This is a genomic window from Leisingera aquaemixtae (genome assembly GCF_019801145.1).
Lineage (GTDB): Bacteria > Pseudomonadota > Alphaproteobacteria > Rhodobacterales > Rhodobacteraceae > Leisingera > Leisingera aquaemixtae_A.
The window spans coordinates 152,622-166,947 of record NZ_JAHVJQ010000004.1 but is presented as its reverse complement, the minus strand read 5'-3'; the positions used below and the strand labels follow the sequence as shown (position 1 = coordinate 166,947).

The 14,326-nt window shown below is 64.5% G+C and carries 17 protein-coding genes; 7 read left to right on the top strand and 10 right to left on the bottom strand.

Going from position 1 to position 14,326, the window contains the following annotated elements; genetic code table 11:
• Positions 1 to 7: 7 nt before the first annotated feature.
• From KUW17_RS11110 to KUW17_RS11080, 7 genes are all read right to left on the bottom strand, one after another.
• Positions 8 to 406 (bottom strand): globin domain-containing protein, encoded by a 399-nt coding sequence (locus KUW17_RS11110; protein WP_222479016.1) that lies wholly within the window; start codon positions 404 to 406, stop codon positions 8 to 10.
• 206 nt (positions 407 to 612) lie between these two features.
• Positions 613 to 1,077, bottom strand: coding sequence for an Hsp20 family protein (locus tag KUW17_RS11105; protein WP_222479014.1), 465 nt, complete (start codon positions 1,075 to 1,077; stop codon positions 613 to 615).
• Positions 1,078 to 1,210: 133 nt separating this feature from the next.
• The gene (locus KUW17_RS11100; protein ID WP_222479012.1) at positions 1,211 to 2,026 is read right to left on the bottom strand and encodes a trypsin-like serine peptidase; all 816 of its coding nucleotides are present in this window, start codon (positions 2,024 to 2,026) and stop codon (positions 1,211 to 1,213) included.
• A complete protein-coding gene (locus KUW17_RS11095) occupies positions 2,023 to 2,814 on the bottom strand; it encodes a trypsin-like serine peptidase (protein WP_222479731.1) in 792 nt (263 codons plus the stop codon). The genes KUW17_RS11100 and KUW17_RS11095 overlap by 4 nt, the downstream gene beginning before the upstream one ends.
• Before the next feature lie 118 nt (positions 2,815 to 2,932).
• Complete coding sequence (gene glcF / locus KUW17_RS11090) at positions 2,933 to 4,255, bottom strand: glycolate oxidase subunit GlcF (RefSeq protein WP_222479010.1); 1,323 nt, start codon at positions 4,253 to 4,255, stop codon at positions 2,933 to 2,935.
• Between the two features lie 3 nt (positions 4,256 to 4,258).
• A complete protein-coding gene (locus KUW17_RS11085) occupies positions 4,259 to 5,356 on the bottom strand; it encodes an FAD-binding protein (RefSeq protein ID WP_222479729.1) in 1,098 nt (365 codons plus the stop codon).
• Positions 5,357 to 5,411: 55 nt separating this feature from the next.
• Complete coding sequence (locus KUW17_RS11080; protein ID WP_222479008.1) at positions 5,412 to 6,860, bottom strand: FAD-linked oxidase C-terminal domain-containing protein; 1,449 nt, start codon at positions 6,858 to 6,860, stop codon at positions 5,412 to 5,414.
• 80 nt (positions 6,861 to 6,940) lie between these two features.
• Here KUW17_RS11080 and KUW17_RS11075 point away from each other — a divergent pair, with 80 nt between their 5' ends.
• Both KUW17_RS11075 and KUW17_RS11070 read left to right on the top strand, forming a co-directional pair.
• Positions 6,941 to 7,663, top strand: coding sequence for a DUF599 domain-containing protein (locus KUW17_RS11075; protein ID WP_222479006.1), 723 nt, complete (start codon positions 6,941 to 6,943; stop codon positions 7,661 to 7,663).
• 35 nt (positions 7,664 to 7,698) lie between these two features.
• Entirely contained in the window at positions 7,699 to 8,055 is a 357-nt protein-coding gene (locus tag KUW17_RS11070) for a hypothetical protein (protein ID WP_222479003.1), read from the top strand.
• 52 nt (positions 8,056 to 8,107) lie between these two features.
• Here the strand turns inward: KUW17_RS11070 and rlmH are convergent, their stop codons facing one another.
• The 3 genes from rlmH to KUW17_RS11055 form a co-directional block, all read right to left on the bottom strand.
• Complete coding sequence (rlmH, locus tag KUW17_RS11065; protein WP_222479001.1) at positions 8,108 to 8,578, bottom strand: 23S rRNA (pseudouridine(1915)-N(3))-methyltransferase RlmH; 471 nt, start codon at positions 8,576 to 8,578, stop codon at positions 8,108 to 8,110.
• 60 nt (positions 8,579 to 8,638) lie between these two features.
• Positions 8,639 to 9,010: a ribosome silencing factor gene (gene rsfS / locus KUW17_RS11060; RefSeq protein ID WP_222478999.1), complete on the bottom strand. Its 372-nt coding sequence runs from the start codon at positions 9,008 to 9,010 to the stop codon at positions 8,639 to 8,641.
• 167 nt (positions 9,011 to 9,177) lie between these two features.
• Entirely contained in the window at positions 9,178 to 10,554 is a 1,377-nt protein-coding gene (locus KUW17_RS11055; protein WP_222478997.1) for a mechanosensitive ion channel family protein, read from the bottom strand.
• Between the two features lie 116 nt (positions 10,555 to 10,670).
• On the opposite strand from KUW17_RS11055, the gene KUW17_RS11050 reads away from it, so the two are divergent.
• From KUW17_RS11050 to leuD, 5 genes are all read left to right on the top strand, one after another.
• Entirely contained in the window at positions 10,671 to 11,165 is a 495-nt protein-coding gene (locus KUW17_RS11050; RefSeq protein WP_222478995.1) for a DUF3592 domain-containing protein, read from the top strand.
• A gap of 108 nt (positions 11,166 to 11,273) precedes the next feature.
• The gene (locus KUW17_RS11045) at positions 11,274 to 11,372 is read left to right on the top strand and encodes an isopropylmalate isomerase (protein ID WP_226429013.1); all 99 of its coding nucleotides are present in this window, start codon (positions 11,274 to 11,276) and stop codon (positions 11,370 to 11,372) included.
• Between the two features lie 53 nt (positions 11,373 to 11,425).
• A complete protein-coding gene (leuC, locus tag KUW17_RS11040; RefSeq protein WP_222478993.1) occupies positions 11,426 to 12,829 on the top strand; it encodes a 3-isopropylmalate dehydratase large subunit in 1,404 nt (467 codons plus the stop codon).
• Positions 12,830 to 12,845: 16 nt separating this feature from the next.
• Positions 12,846 to 13,670 carry a hypothetical protein gene (locus KUW17_RS11035; RefSeq protein ID WP_222478991.1) on the top strand — a complete coding sequence of 275 codons (825 nt, stop codon included), beginning with the start codon at positions 12,846 to 12,848 and terminating at the stop codon, positions 13,668 to 13,670.
• Between the two features lie 2 nt (positions 13,671 to 13,672).
• Positions 13,673 to 14,278 (top strand): 3-isopropylmalate dehydratase small subunit, encoded by a 606-nt coding sequence (leuD, locus tag KUW17_RS11030; RefSeq protein ID WP_222478989.1) that lies wholly within the window; start codon positions 13,673 to 13,675, stop codon positions 14,276 to 14,278.
• Positions 14,279 to 14,326 lie beyond the last annotated feature (48 nt).

The following is a 14,326-nucleotide window of genomic DNA, read 5'->3' as shown; positions in this document are numbered from 1 at the left end:
TCCGGCCTCAGTGCCGCGCCATCGCCGCCGTTACAAGGCTGATGGCGCGGTTCCAGGCGGCCTCGGATTCAAGATCCAGGTCTGCCCCTAGAACATCCCGCAAAGCCGCCATCAGCGCCCGCCTTGCCGCGTCGGTTTCCCTTGCCCCCAAATCAAGATGGGCGTGGGCCTGAAGCAGCTGCCCGCTGAGTGCTGCAAGCGCCTGCGGATCATCCAGCTTGCGCACGCAGGCTGCAATCATGCCCATCAGCATCGCCTTCTGCTTCACGAAATTTCCGCGGAACATCGCACGGGCTTCCGGCAGCCGCGTGAACAGATGCACGTAAAACCGTTCCGCCAGATCGGCCTTGCGGGCAAAGATGGCCGCCAGGCCTTTCTGCACATGCTGAATATCCTGAGGTTGCATAAAACCGCCTTTGCACTGCACTCATCCACGGCACCGGACACGCCGGCGCAGGGGTACATCCCCGGCAACCCTGCGCCCGAAATCCTAAGATTTCATTGCCCGGCGGACGGATCCGGGCAGCTGTTTCCGCGCAGGCACAGCCGCAAACGGAAAAAGCCCCCCGGCAGTGCCGGAGGGCGGGTACGCGCGAACCGGGATCCGCAGGATCAGTTGACCGCTTTGGCCTCGATCTCCGGGCGGTTCGGGCGGGAGGAGGAGATTTCGATCCGGCGCGGTTTCAGCGCCTCCGGCACCTCGCGGTGCAGATCGATATGCAGCATGCCGTTTTCATGGCTGGCACCGGTCACATGGACGTGGTCGGCCAGGGTGAAACGGCGTTCAAAGGCGCGGGTGGCAATGCCGCGGTGCAGGAAGGTGCGGCCTTCGCCGTCCTCTGCCTTCTTGGCGGACACAACCAGCGCGTTTTCCTTCACCTCGACGTTGAGGTCGTCGTCGGAGAAGCCGGCAACAGCAATCGAGATGCGGTAGCTGTCGGCATCGGTTTTCTCGATGTTGTAGGGCGGGTAGCTGGACTGAGCGGCATCGGCGCTCAGGGCGCGGTCCATCAGGCTGGCGATCTGGTCAAAGCCGATGGTGGCACGGTGCAGCGGTGCAAAGTCAAAAGTACGCATTTTCCATCCTCATTCATGAGCGATTTCAGAGTGCCTTCCCCGCAGGGACAGGCTGGTTTTGCCCCGGGCCCCAATCAGCGGCTGCCCGGACAATCCTGAGATAGTAAGGGAAAATGCGGCTTCAAGAGGGGTTTTAGTCACCGACGCTGACAAATTTCGCACCGCCCGCGGAACCGCCGCCGCCAACCCGGATCCGCTTGATCCGCCGGTCCGGTGCCGCCACCGGATTGCGGCGCAGCTGCGCTTTCAGCTCCGCCACCCGCTCAGGCAGCTTCATGCCGAATGCCACCTGCTTGCCCCGGTAATTGCCACCGCCGGACACCAGCGCCAGGATGCGCCCGCGCCCGCCGACCTGGGAAAACACCGGCGCCCCGGAAGACCCGAAGGTAACGTTGCAGTCGATCATCAGCACGTCGTCATGCTCTCCCATCAGGTTGCATTGACGCTGCCGCGACAGCGCCTCGGCGCGGCCCATGCCATATGAGGTAACAGAGATATCACTGCCGTAATCCCGGCCTGAGTGCAGCGCAAAGGCATCCGCCTGGCCGCTGAGGATCGGCTCCGACAGCCGGATCAGCGCCACGTCGTGGCGTATGTTGTCGATCCCCAGCCGCCGCTGCGGGCTGTAGCCGGGATGCGCCGCGATCTGCAGCGCCTGGCGTTCGGCAATCGCGACCCCGTCGCGCAGCCCGGCGCGGAACTTGATCTGCTCCGCCGGGCGCACCGCCCCGGCCTCATCATAAACGCAATGCGCCGCGGTCAGCACCAGATCCGGCGCAATCAGCGAGCCGGTGCAGAACCCCTGCCCGTTCAGCTCCAGCCGCCCCACCGCCTCCCAGCCCAGGAGGTCATCCCGGTCGGTCAGGCGGCGCAATCCGGTGCCCTGAGCCATTGCGCCGGCGGCATAGGCCAGGGTGGCCGCTCCCAGTATCAGCGCACGCCAGATCATTGTTTCAAAAACTTGGCACCGGAGGAGCTGCGCCCCTCGCCCACCTTCACCCGGCCGACACCGGGCGGCAGCCGCCCGCCGGTGGCGACCCCGGTCAGCTGTGCCTGCAGCAGGGTCAGTTCCTCTGCCAGCGCGGATCCCAGCGAAACCCGCTCGCCGCTGACCTCAGCCTTGGCGGAGATCACCGAGACAATGCGCGGGGTCCCCTCCTCGAAGGAAAACACGGGCGCCCCGGACGAGCCGAAATCCACGTCGCAGGACATCACCAGCACGCCCCGCTGCCGCGCCATGACCGCGCAGACTTCCTGCAGCGAAGGCGCCTCGGAGCGGTCATGGGCATAGGAAACAACCCCGATCTTAGCGCCCTTGCGGGGGCGCTCGTCGGTCTCAAAGGGGGTTACTGTGGTATTGCGGATGGGGCGCTGCAATTGCAGCAGGGCAATATCATTGCGCACCCGGTCGGTCGACAGCTCGCCGTCATAGACATAGGACGGATGCTGCACCGCCCGGCGCACACTGCGGTAGGCCGAGGCGCGCCCGTTACGCCAGCCGGCCAGGAATTCAATTGTGGTGGGGTCGATCGGCGCCTTGGTACGGCTGTCATAGAGGCAATGGGCAGCGGTCAGAACCAGGTCAGGGGCAATAAGCGCGCCGGTGCAGAAACCCTCGCCGTTCACGTCGAGCCGCCCCACGGCCTCCCATTTGCGTCCCGCATCCAGGGTATCCATCCGCTGCAAACGGCTGTCCTGCGCCATCGCCGCGGCCGGCAGGAGCGCTGCCAGAGCCATCAGTACCCACTGCCTCACATGCGTCTCCTCTTATCCACCGGCTGGGAGATTAACTGTCTGTTCAGGCAAAATTACGGCAAGCCCGCAAAATGTGCAGCCGATTCTTTCCGGATGGGTGTCAGCGCAGGATGGGAACCTCCGGCGGGCGATTCCCCGGCGCCGTCAGCGCAGGCGGCTGCGGGCCGCCGGTGGCCCAATCCAGCAGTTCCACCGTGTGCACAACCGGCAGCTCAGTGCCGGAGCCGATCTGCATCATGCAGCCGATATTGCCCGCCGCAATCAGGTCGGGCTGTCTGGCCTCCAGCGTCTTCACCTTGCGCGCTTTCAGCTCGGCAGAGATTTCCGGCTGCATCAGGTTATAGGTGCCGGCCGACCCGCAGCACAAATGGCTGTCGGCGGGCTCAACCACCTTGAAGCCGGCCCGTTTCAGCAATGTCTTCGGGTGGGTCTTGATCTGCTGCCCGTGCTGCAAGGAGCAGGCGGCGTGATAGGCCACCGTCAGCCCCTTGTCCGCGCCCTCCGGCAGATCCAGCTGCATCAGCAGCTCAGAGACGTCCATGGCGATCTCTGACACCCGAGCAGCCTCTGCCGCCAGTGCATCATTGCGGAACATGTATCCGTAGTCCTTGACCGTGGTGCCGCAGCCGGAGGTGTTGATGACGATTGCGTCCAGCCCCTGCCCGTCGATTTCCGCCGCCCAGGCGCGGATGTTCCTAGCCGCGGCTGCGTGGCTTTCCGCCTCGCGCCCCATGTGGTGGGTCAGCGCGCCGCAGCAGCCCGCACCTTCTGCCACCACCACCTCGCAGCCCAGCCGGGTCAGCAGCCGGATTGTGGCGTCGTTGATATCCGTGTTCAGCGCTTTCTGGGCGCAACCGGTCATCAGCGCCACGCGTTTCTTCCGCGGCACGGCAGCGGCAAAGCTCTGCGGGTCGTCATTGCGGCTGACTGGCGGGATGGTCCTTGGCGCCATCTCAAGCATTGCCCGCAGCCGCGCGTCCGGCAGCAGGCCCTTGAACGGTCTTGCCAGCTTCGCCCCGATCAGCGCCAGCCGGAACCGGGCTGGATAGGGCAGTATCCGCGCCAACAGCCAGCGCAGGGCCTTATCGCTCCAGGGACGGTCGTAGTGCTTCTCGATATAGGCGCGGGCATGGTCCACCAGATGCATGTAGTGCACACCCGACGGGCAGGTGGTCATGCAGGCCAGGCAGGACAGGCAGCGGTCGATATGCTTGACCGTCTTTTCGTCCGGCACCCGCTCGTTTTCCAGCATGTCCTTGATCAGGTAAATCCGCCCGCGGGGGCTGTCGAGCTCATCCCCCAGCACTTGGTAGGTCGGGCATGTGGCGGTGCAGAATCCGCAATGGACACAAGAGCGCAGGATCTCGTTGGCGCGTTTGGTGCCGGGGTCCTGCAGCTGCTTTTCGGTGAATGTAGTCTGCATGTGTTACCCCATCAGTCCCGGATTGAGGATGCCACGCGGGTCGAACTGCCGCCGCAGCCCTTCGGAAAGTGCGGCTAAGGGCGCGGGCTGCGGCTGGAACACGCCAAGCTGCGCCCGGACCTCCTGAGCGGCGCGCACCAGAGTGGCATGGCCCGGCACATTGATCCGGCTTCGCAGCTCCGTCCCTGCGGGGACAAGCGCCCAGATCAGCCCGCCGCCCCAGTCGAACTGCAGCGCCTTTGCCTCCAGGTGCGGCACCAGCTCCACCGCATCCGTGGGCTTCACCGAAATCCGCCAGACATCGCCTTCCCGTTCGTGAAAAGCAGCCACGTCGCGGATGCCCCGCCACAAGTTCTCTGCATCCTCCTGCACCTCGGCCATGGCAAAGGGCGACAGCAGCTCAACCAGCTCCGCGCTGCGGTAAGCGGCAGACTCACGGAACCCCTCCACCCGGATATGCGCCTGATAAGTCTCTGCATCATAGGCCGCACCGGTCACGTCAAAAGGGGAGCCCAGCGCCGCCGACATTGCCCGCACCGCGCCGGGCAGGTCAACGCCGGTCAGGGTCACGGTCGCGGCAGCCTCGGCCCGCGGCAGCACCTTCAGCGACACTTCCGTCAGCACCCCCAGGGTGCCGTGGGCGCCGCACATCAGCTTGACCAGGTCATAGCCGGTCACATTCTTCATCACCCGGCCGCCGTTCTTCACCACCTGGCCGCTGCCATCCGCGAACCGCACTCCCAGCAGGTGATCCCGCGCCGCGCCCGCCTGGATGCGGCGGGGGCCAGAGATGTTTGCCGCAATGACACCGCCGATGGTTGGCTCGCCGTCCGTGCCCAGCAGCCCGCGGTGATCCATCGGTTCAAACGCCAGCCGCTGGTTCTCCGCCGCCAGCAGCGTCTCCACCTCCGCCACTGGCGTTCCCGCCTTGACCACCAGCGTCAGCGCGCCGGGTTCATAGAGTTCAATACCGGACAAACCCCGGGTGCTCAGGGCCTCGCCCTCCACAGCCAGCCCGCGGGTGCCGCCGCCCTGAATGCACAAGGGGCCGTTTGCACCTGCAATCATCTCGGCCAGCTCTGCCTCGCTCCCTGGTGTCATCATATTCATCTTTCCCGAAAATACTCTGGGGGTTTGCGGGCAAGGCCCCCAAAGATCATTCAGCTGCCAGCGCCACCATCCGGCGGCTCGCGGTCACCGAAAGCGGAAACACCTTGGCCGGATTGAGCAGCCACTTGGGGTCAAACACATCCTTGACCTTCAGCTGCGCCTCCAGATCGGCTTCGCTGTACTGATACAGCATCAGGTCGCGTTTCTCGATCCCCACTCCGTGCTCGCCGGTCAGACAGCCGCCCGCCTCGACACAGAGCTTCAGGATCTCGGCGCCAAAGGCCTCGCAGGTTTCCAGGTCGCCCGGTTTGTTGGCATCGAACAGGATCAAAGGGTGCATGTTGCCGTCGCCTGCGTGGAACACATTGGCCACGTCCAGCCCGAACTCCTGGCTCATTTCGCCGATCCGGCGCAGCACATAAGGCAGAGAGGACACTGGGATCGTCCCGTCCAGACACATGTAATCGTTGATCTGCCCCATGGCGCCAAAAGCCGACTTGCGGCCCAGCCAGATGCGGGCGGCCTCATCGGCATCCCCCGCCTCGCGCAGCTCCACCGGGTTGTGGGAGCGGGCAATCTCCGTGATCAGCCCCAGCTGGTGCTCGATCTCGGCCTCGCTGCCCTCGACCTCGATGATCAGCAGCGCCTCGCACATCGGATAACCCGCCTTGGCAAATGCCTCGCAAGCCTCGATGCAGGGGCGATCCATGAATTCGATGGCCACCGGCAGCACACCCGCCTTGATGATGTCGCTGACACAGGCACCGGCCACTTCGTTGCTGTCAAAACCGATCAGCACCGGGCGTGCGCCCTCGGGCTTGCGCAGGATGCGCAGGGTGGCCTCGGTCACCACCCCCAGCTGCCCCTCACTGCCGCAGATCACACCCAAGAGATCCAGCCCGCCGGCGTCCAGATGCGCGCCGCCGATTTCCACCACGGTGCCATCCATCATCACCATGGTGACACCCAGCAGGTTGTTGGTGGTCACCCCGTATTTCAAACAATGCGCACCGCCGGAATTCATCGCGATATTCCCGGCAATGGCGCAGGCCAGTTGCGAGGATGGATCGGGGGCGTAGAAAAAATCCTCTTCCTCCACCGCGCCGGAGACGCTCAGGTTGGTGCGCCCGGTCTGCACCCGGATGATGCGGTTCTCAAAATCGGTCTCCAGCACCTCGTTCATCCGCGCCACACCCAGTATGACGCAATCCGCCGTCGGCAGCGCGCCGCCCGCCAGCGAGGTGCCGGCGCCGCGCGGCACAACCGGCACGCTTTCCTCGTGGCAGATCCGCAGCACATCGGAGACCTCCTGCGTGCTCCGCGGCAGTACTGCCAGCAAGGGCGGGCATCTGTAGGCAGTGAGCGCATCGCATTCATAGGCGCGGGTTTCCGCCTCGTCCTGGATCACCGCATCCGCGGGAAGCACAGTCAGAAGCCGCTCGGCAAGCCGCGCCTTGCGTGCCAGAATGGCGGGGTTCGGGGATGGCATTTCCATTTGGGCCTCCTCTTTGGTAAGATAATATTACCAATTTTGCATGTCTGGCAAGTGCCGGATCGCCGCGTTAGGGTCAGGCCATGATCTGGACCGCCCGCCTTGCGCAGTTTTCCCTCCTTGACCTTACCGCGCTGACCCTGCTGATCGCAGGCTGGCTGTGGATCGGCTGGCGGATCGAGACCCCGCCCGCCGGGCGGCCCTCTGTCTCTCTGCTGATGGAGGACTTCCGGCGCGACTGGATGAAGCGGATGGTGGAGCGCGACCCGCGGATCTTCGACGCGCAGCTGGCCGGCAACCTGCGCCAGGCCACCGCCTTCTTTGCCTCCGCCGCGATGATTGCCATCGGCGGCGGGCTGGCGCTGATCGGCAATACCGAACAGCTGGCGGGCGTCGCAGAGGACCTGATCCAGGACAGCGCCCCCGCCTTTGTCTGGGAGGTGAAAATCCTGGTGGTGCTGCTGCTTCTGTCCAATGCGTTTCTGAAATTTGTCTGGTCGCACCGGCTGTTCGGCTATTGCGCGGTGCTGATGGCAGCAGTGCCGAATAATCCCGCCCATGAGCTCGCCTATCCCCGCGCCGCGCAGGCGGCCGAAATCAGCATCACCGCCGCGCGCAGTTTCAACCGCGGCATGCGCTCGACCTATTTCGCGCTGGCTGCCGTGGCTTGGCTGGCGGGCGCCCTGCCGCTGGGCGGGGCTGCGCTGGTCACTGTTGCTGTGCTGTACCGGCGCGAATTCGTCTCGCACTCCCGCCGGATCCTGCTGCGCATCCCTCCTGAAAGCAAAGGGGACACGGTTTCGTGACTGCACTGCGGCTTCCCCACAGCTAAGGTGCGGGCATGAAACACTTGCTTCTGACCTGCGCGCTCAGCACCGCGGCCCTGCCCGCCCTTGCAGATGAACCGGTGATCGAGAACGCCACCGCCCGTGCCTCTGGCGGCAGCTGGTCCTTCAGCGTCACCCTGTCCCACCCGGACACCGGATGGGAACATTACGCCGATGGCTGGCGGGTGCTGGACATGGACGGCAACGAGCTGGGCCTGCGGGTGCTGGCGCATCCGCACGAACAGGAACAGCCCTTCACCCGGTCCCTGAGCGGCGTGCAGATGCCGGAGGGAATAACCCGGGTGCAGATCCAGGCCCGCTGCCTAGTGGACGGATGGGGCCAGGACACCTACGTTCTCACCCTGCCCTGATCTTCTTCTGGCGAAAAAATCCCCCGCGGGAGGCATGCGCCATAAGGCGTATTCAGACCCGGTGATAGGGGCTGCCCGCCAGGATGGTCGCGGCGCGGTAGATCTGCTCCGCCAGCATCACCCGCACCAGCATATGCGGCCAGACCATCTTGCCGAAGGAGATCGAGAAATCGGCCTCGGCCCGCAAGGAAGGGTCGATCCCGTCCGCGCCGCCGATGATCAGCGCCAGGTCCTGGCGGCCGCTGTCACGCCATCCGGCCAGCTTGCCGGCGAAATCAGGGGAAGACAGCACCTTGCCGCGCTCATCCAGGGTGCAGATCACCGCGCCCTTGGGCAGCGCCTTGCGCAGGAGCGCAGCCTCTGCCGCCATGCCTGCATTCTTCTTGTCCTCGATTTCCACCACTCGCGCAGGCCCCAGGCCCAGCGCGCGGCCGGTCCGGTCGAACCGGCTGAGGTAATCGTCGATGAGGGATTTTTCCGGGCCAGACCGCAGACGGCCGGCCGCACAGATATGCAGACGCATGAAATTCCTGAAGCAATCCGGCCCGCACCGCGCGCGGGCCTGCATCAAATCAGCCTTGGATCAGCCTTCAACAGCCGGAGCTGCCGCGGTGCCTGCGGGCATCCACATCTTCTCGAGCTGGTAGAACTCGCGCACTTCCGGGCGGAAGATATGGACGATCACATCACCGGAATCGATCAGCACCCAGTCGCCGGCATCCTTGCCTTCGACCTTGCAGGTGATCCGGTACTCCTGCTTGAGCCGGTCGGTCAGCTTTTCCGCCATCGCAGCGACCTGGCGGGTGGAGCGGCCGGAGGCCAGCACCATGTAATCGCCGATCGAAGTCTTGCCGCGCAGGTCGATCTGCACAACATCTTCGGCTTTGTCATCGCTGAGTGAGGAAAGAATCCGCTCCAGCAGCTGTTCGCTGGTGGGCTGGGACTGGGCGGCCATCACGGCTGCCCCATTAACAGCGGCATCCGCCGCTTGAGGTACGGGTGACAGGACATAGTCCTCCTTGCAACGCGCCGCCTAGCCCCGGCGCCGGGCCTGTTAATAATGTAGCAACCGGATGGTGAACTTTCAATGAAACCCCGCCCCGGCAGCGCAAGCCATGTGCTTTATCCGTCATTGCTGCCAGGTGCAACCCTGACCGGCAGCGGGTCGTTCAGCATCCGAACTTCGCGCTGCGGGAACGGGATCGAGATGCCCTCTTCCTGGAACGCATCCCACAGCGCCAGATAGACATTGCCGCGGATATTGGTAAGGCCGCCGGTGGGGTCGTCGATCCAGAACCTGAGCACGTAATCGACGCTGCTGTCGCCGAAACCGGTGATGTGGCACACAGGCTTCTTGCTGCCGTACTGCAGCACCCGTTTGACGCCGGAAGCCGCCTCGATCGCAATCTTGCGGACCTTGTGGGGGTCATCGCCATAGCCGGTGCCAAAGGTCAGGTCCAGCCGGACGTATTTATCCGAATGCGACCAGTTCACCACCTGTGTGGTGATCAGATCCTCGTTCGGGATCAGGTATTCGCGCCCGTCGCGGGTGACCACAGAGACATAGCGGGCGCCCAGCGCGTTGATCCAGCCGAAGGTGTCGCCCAGCGAGATCACGTCGCCCGGCTTGATCGACTTGTCCAGGAGGATGATCAGGCCCGACACCAGGTTCGACACCACCTTCTGCAAGCCGAAGCCCAGGCCGACGCCGATGGCGCCGGACAGCACTGCCAGGCCGGTCAGGTCGATGCCGATGGCCCTCAGCCCGATGAAGAAGGCGCCGCCGAACAACAGGATCTGCGCCAGCTTGGCCGCCAGCACTTGCATCGAGGGCGAAATGTCGGAATTGGCGCGGATCCGGTTTGCCGTCACCTGGGATATCACCCGCGCCAGGGTCAGCATCACGCCCAGGATCACAACTGCCTGAACCACCAGATAGAGCGAGATCCTGAGATCGCCGAAATCGATGGCGACACCGTCCAGCAGGTGTATCGCGTCTTCGGTGATGCCGAGGATGCGCAGGGTGATCCAGGTCCAGGCGCCGTATTTCACCAGGTTGCGCAGCAGCGGATTGCCCACCAGCCGGGTGGCCAGCGCCACAATCAGCCAGGCCAGCGACAGGTTGGCGAACACCGTCAGCAGCCGCGACCGGCTGGGCCAGGTGGCTTCCTGCATGATTAGAACAACCATCCAGATCAGCAATACAAACAGGATGCCGCGGATCCGCTTGTGCAGCACCAGCCCCGCCCGCATCCGCCAGCGCGGCCAGCCTTCCCGCGTCCGCAACCAGTCATGGAAGGCGCTCTTTAGCGGCCGGGCGATCAGGGTTGCCAGCACAAAGACCGCCAGCGCGATCCCCGCCTGATATGCGTTCCACGGCCTGAGCAGCAGCTCGATGCCCTCAGCCGCCAGTTCCCACAGCTGCTGGCCAAACTCCAGCGCCTCGGCGGTGCTTTCCGCAATCGCGTCCCTGGGTGGTGTCTGCTCTTCCGGCTCCATCGCGCGCCCCTTTTTTCAGGCCAGTGTGCCGCCCTGCCCGGTTTCGATCAAGCCGGAGCGAACATATCGCCAGCACCCGGGCAGTTTGCTAGGCTGCCGGAAAACCGGAGGGGCAAATGGCAGACACCGTCACGCAACCGCTGTGGATGCGCATCCTGATGTATCTGATACCGGGGATCTTCGTCCTGTTCGGCGCACTGGCGTTCCTCGACAGCTGGCGCTTCGTGCGCAATGCGCAACCCGCAGAGGCAGAGATCCTGTCGGTGCGCTATGTCTACAAGAGCCGCACCGACACCACGACCAAGCGCACGGTGGAAAACGGCGACTACTACCCGACTGTCCGGTATCAGGATGCTGCCGGCGACTGGTGGCAGGCCGAAACGCATCTGCCGGTGTTCTTCGAACCCAAGGCCGGGCAGACGTTCGAAATCCTCTACCATGAGGAAAACCGCGGCTGGGTGCAGGAGCGGCACGGGTTCTTCACCACCTGGATGGTGCCGCTGATCATGTTCGGCCTTGGCATTGCCGGCGCCCTGGGCATCCGGCTTGTGCTGCAGTCGATGTCGCGCGCGGATGCCAAGCGGCTGGCGGCCGAACGCGGCTCTGGCTGACCGGCTCCCCATTCAACGCGGACCAAGTCCATGCCGCCGCCGCGCATCGCCGGCGCTTGCCTGCGAACGAATCTTGATTGCCGGCCCGCCGGGATGTATCTGACAGCCATGACCCTCGTATTGGCGCAAAAGATCGAACTGCAAGACCGCGCACGGCTGCGCGAACGGTTCTTTGGCGCCGCCCGCACGGTCCTGGCGCGCCTATAAGGCGGTTGCCCAGCCCAAAGCCAGCATACCCAATACATCACGGGAGAGGACCCATGTCCCCCAAGACACTCTATGACAAGATCTGGGATGCGCATGTTGCGCATGAAGCAGAGGACGGCACCAGCCTGCTCTATATCGACCGCCACCTGGTCCACGAAGTGACCAGCCCGCAGGCGTTCGAAGGCCTGCGCATGGCCGGCCGCAAGGTGCACGCGCCCGAAAAAACCATCGCGGTGCCGGACCACAACGTGCCCACCACGCTCGACCGCGCCAAAGGCATCGAGAACGAGGAAAGCCGCATCCAGGTCGAGGCGCTCGACAAGAACGCCAAGGAATTCGGCGTGCATTACTACCCGGTGGATGACGTCCGCCAGGGCATCGTGCACATCGTCGGCCCGGAACAGGGCTGGACCCTGCCCGGCATGACCGTGGTCTGCGGCGACAGCCACACCGCCACCCACGGCGCCTTTGGCGCGCTGGCGCATGGCATCGGCACTTCTGAGGTGGAGCACGTGCTGGCCACCCAGACGCTGATCCAGAAGAAGTCCAAGAACATGAAGGTGGAGATCACCGGCAAGCTGAAGCCGGGCGTGACCGCCAAGGACATCACCCTCGCCGTGATCGGTGAGACCGGCACCGCCGGCGGCACCGGCTATGTCATCGAATACTGCGGCGAAGCGATCCGCGATCTGTCGATGGAAGGCCGCATGACCGTCTGCAACATGGCGATCGAAGGCGGCGCCCGCGCAGGCCTGATCGCGCCGGACGAGACCACCTTTGAATACGTCAAAGGCCGCCCGCACGCGCCCAAGGGCGCCCAGTGGGAAGCCGCGCTGAACTGGTGGAAGACGCTCTACACCGACGAGGGCGCCCATTTCGACAAGGTCGTCACCCTGAAGGGCGAAGACATCCAGCCGGTCGTGACCTGGGGCACCAGCCCCGAGGACGTGCTGCCGATCACCGGCGTGGTGCCGCACCCGGAGGACTTCACCGGCGGCAAGGTCGAGGCGGCGCGCCGCTCGATCGAGTACATGGGCCTGACTCCCGGCCAGAAGCTGACCGATATCGAGATTGACACAGTGTTCATCGGCTCCTGCACCAACGGCCGCATCGAGGACCTGCGCGCCGTGGCCGAGGTCGTGAAAGGCAAGAAGATCAAGGACGGCATGCGCGCCATGATCGTTCCGGGCTCCGGCCTGGTCCGCGCCCAGGCCGAGGAAGAAGGCCTGGCCGAGATCTTTGAGGCCGCCGGTTTCGAGTGGCGCCTTGCGGGCTGCTCCATGTGCCTGGCGATGAACCCCGACCAGCTGGCACCGGAAGAGCGCTGCGCCGCAACCTCGAACCGCAATTTCGAGGGCCGCCAGGGCTACAAGGGCCGCACCCACCTGGTGTCGCCCGCCATGGCAGCCGCCGCGGCGCTGACCGGCCGGCTGACGGATGTGCGTGAGCTGATCTGAGCCTGAGGGGCCACCGATGCCGTCCAGCCCTTCCCTTCCAGCGGTCGCAAGCCTGTGGATCGGCGACAGCCTGAACTGGCTGCACGAATTGTCTTTGGCAAGTTTCGTGCAGCGCGGCCACGAGGTTGTGCTGTTCCACACCGGGCCTGCGGCACCGCCGGTCCCGGCAGGTGTCCGCACCTGCCCGGCGGCGGAAATCTGGGCTCCTGCCGCGGCAGGGCACGGGGAGGCGCCGGCCTCGATGCTGTCGGATCTGTTCCGTCTCTATCTGCTGAAACAGACGGACATGATCTGGATCGACACCGATATGCTCTGCTGCCGGCCGCTGCCGGACGCGGACTATCACGTCGGCTATGAGCCGACACGGTCGATCAACGGCGCAGTGCTGCGGCTGCCGAAAAGCTCCGCAACGCTGAACCACCTGCTGGACTGGTTCGAGGACCCCGAGTTCGTGCCGCCCTGGCTCAGCCGCAGAATCCGCAAGGAAGTGGAAGCCGCACCGCCCGGCAAGCGGCTGCTGACAGCGTTTGAGCTGCAGCGCCCGTCGCTTGGCCCCCGGGCGCTGGACTACACGCTGAACCTGACCGGAGAGATCGAACATGTCCGTGAACCGGACGTGTTCTACCCGATCCGCGGCGTTCTGACCGACGTGCTGTTCAGCGGCAGCTGCCAGCAAGACGGCTGGCTGACGGAAAACACGCTGGCCGTTCATCTCTATGCATCCATGGTGCGCCGCTACCACAAGGCGCACCGGCCCGAAAAACACAGCTTCATCGCACGCCACGCGCAGGAGATCGGCTTTGATCTCAGCGGCTTGAAGCACCAGAAACAAGGAAACTAGTAATGGAAAAGTTCCAGAAACTGCAGGGTATCGCAGCCCCGATGCCGCTGGTGAACATCGACACCGACATGATCATCCCCAAGGTGTTCCTGAAATCCATCCAGCGCACCGGCTTCGGCAAGAACCTGTTCGACGAGATGCGCTATAACCGCGACGGCACCGAGATCGAGGATTTCGTGCTGAACAAGCCGCAGTACCGCAACGCCGAGATCCTGGTGGCGGGCGACAACTTCGGCTGCGGCTCCTCGCGCGAGCACGCGCCCTGGGCAATTGCCGACTTCGGCATCAAGTGCATCATCTCCACTTCTTTCGCCGACATCTTCTTCAACAACAGCTTCAAGAACGGCATCCTGCCGATCGTGCTGCCGCAGGAGCAGGTCGATGTGCTGATGGCCGACGCGGAGAAGGGCGAAAATGCCCGCATGACCGTGGACCTGGAAGCGCAGGAAATCACCACCTCCGACGGCGAAGTGATCAAGTTCGAAGTGGACGCGTTCAAGAAGCACTGCCTGCTGAACGGCCTCGATGACATCGGCCTGACGATGGAGAAAGCCGACTCGATCAAGTCCTTCGAGGACAAGGCTGCGCAAGAACGCCCTTGGGTCTGATCCCGGCCTGACCGCTGAAACACCCGGAAGCCGCCCTGCCCTGGGGCG

Coding starts and splice junctions, on each gene's coding strand:
- KUW17_RS11105 (WP_222479014.1), bottom strand. CDS start 1,077: ATGCGTACTTTTGACTTTGCACCGCTGCACCGTGCCACCATCGGCTTT.
- KUW17_RS11035 (WP_222478991.1), top strand. CDS start 12,846: ATGCCGTCCAGCCCTTCCCTTCCAGCGGTCGCAAGCCTGTGGATCGGC.
- rsfS (WP_222478999.1), bottom strand. CDS start 9,010: ATGGCCGCCCAGTCCCAGCCCACCAGCGAACAGCTGCTGGAGCGGATT.
- leuD (WP_222478989.1), top strand. CDS start 13,673: ATGGAAAAGTTCCAGAAACTGCAGGGTATCGCAGCCCCGATGCCGCTG.
- KUW17_RS11045 (WP_226429013.1), top strand. CDS start 11,274: ATGACCCTCGTATTGGCGCAAAAGATCGAACTGCAAGACCGCGCACGG.
- KUW17_RS11085 (WP_222479729.1), bottom strand. CDS start 5,356: ATGACACCAGGGAGCGAGGCAGAGCTGGCCGAGATGATTGCAGGTGCA.
- KUW17_RS11075 (WP_222479006.1), top strand. CDS start 6,941: ATGATCTGGACCGCCCGCCTTGCGCAGTTTTCCCTCCTTGACCTTACC.
- KUW17_RS11095 (WP_222479731.1), bottom strand. CDS start 2,814: ATGGCTCTGGCAGCGCTCCTGCCGGCCGCGGCGATGGCGCAGGACAGC.
- KUW17_RS11055 (WP_222478997.1), bottom strand. CDS start 10,554: ATGGAGCCGGAAGAGCAGACACCACCCAGGGACGCGATTGCGGAAAGC.
- KUW17_RS11080 (WP_222479008.1), bottom strand. CDS start 6,860: ATGGAAATGCCATCCCCGAACCCCGCCATTCTGGCACGCAAGGCGCGG.
- rlmH (WP_222479001.1), bottom strand. CDS start 8,578: ATGCGTCTGCATATCTGTGCGGCCGGCCGTCTGCGGTCTGGCCCGGAA.
- KUW17_RS11100 (WP_222479012.1), bottom strand. CDS start 2,026: ATGATCTGGCGTGCGCTGATACTGGGAGCGGCCACCCTGGCCTATGCC.
- glcF (WP_222479010.1), bottom strand. CDS start 4,255: ATGCAGACTACATTCACCGAAAAGCAGCTGCAGGACCCCGGCACCAAA.
- KUW17_RS11110 (WP_222479016.1), bottom strand. CDS start 406: ATGCAACCTCAGGATATTCAGCATGTGCAGAAAGGCCTGGCGGCCATC.
- KUW17_RS11070 (WP_222479003.1), top strand. CDS start 7,699: ATGAAACACTTGCTTCTGACCTGCGCGCTCAGCACCGCGGCCCTGCCC.
- leuC (WP_222478993.1), top strand. CDS start 11,426: ATGTCCCCCAAGACACTCTATGACAAGATCTGGGATGCGCATGTTGCG.
- KUW17_RS11050 (WP_222478995.1), top strand. CDS start 10,671: ATGGCAGACACCGTCACGCAACCGCTGTGGATGCGCATCCTGATGTAT.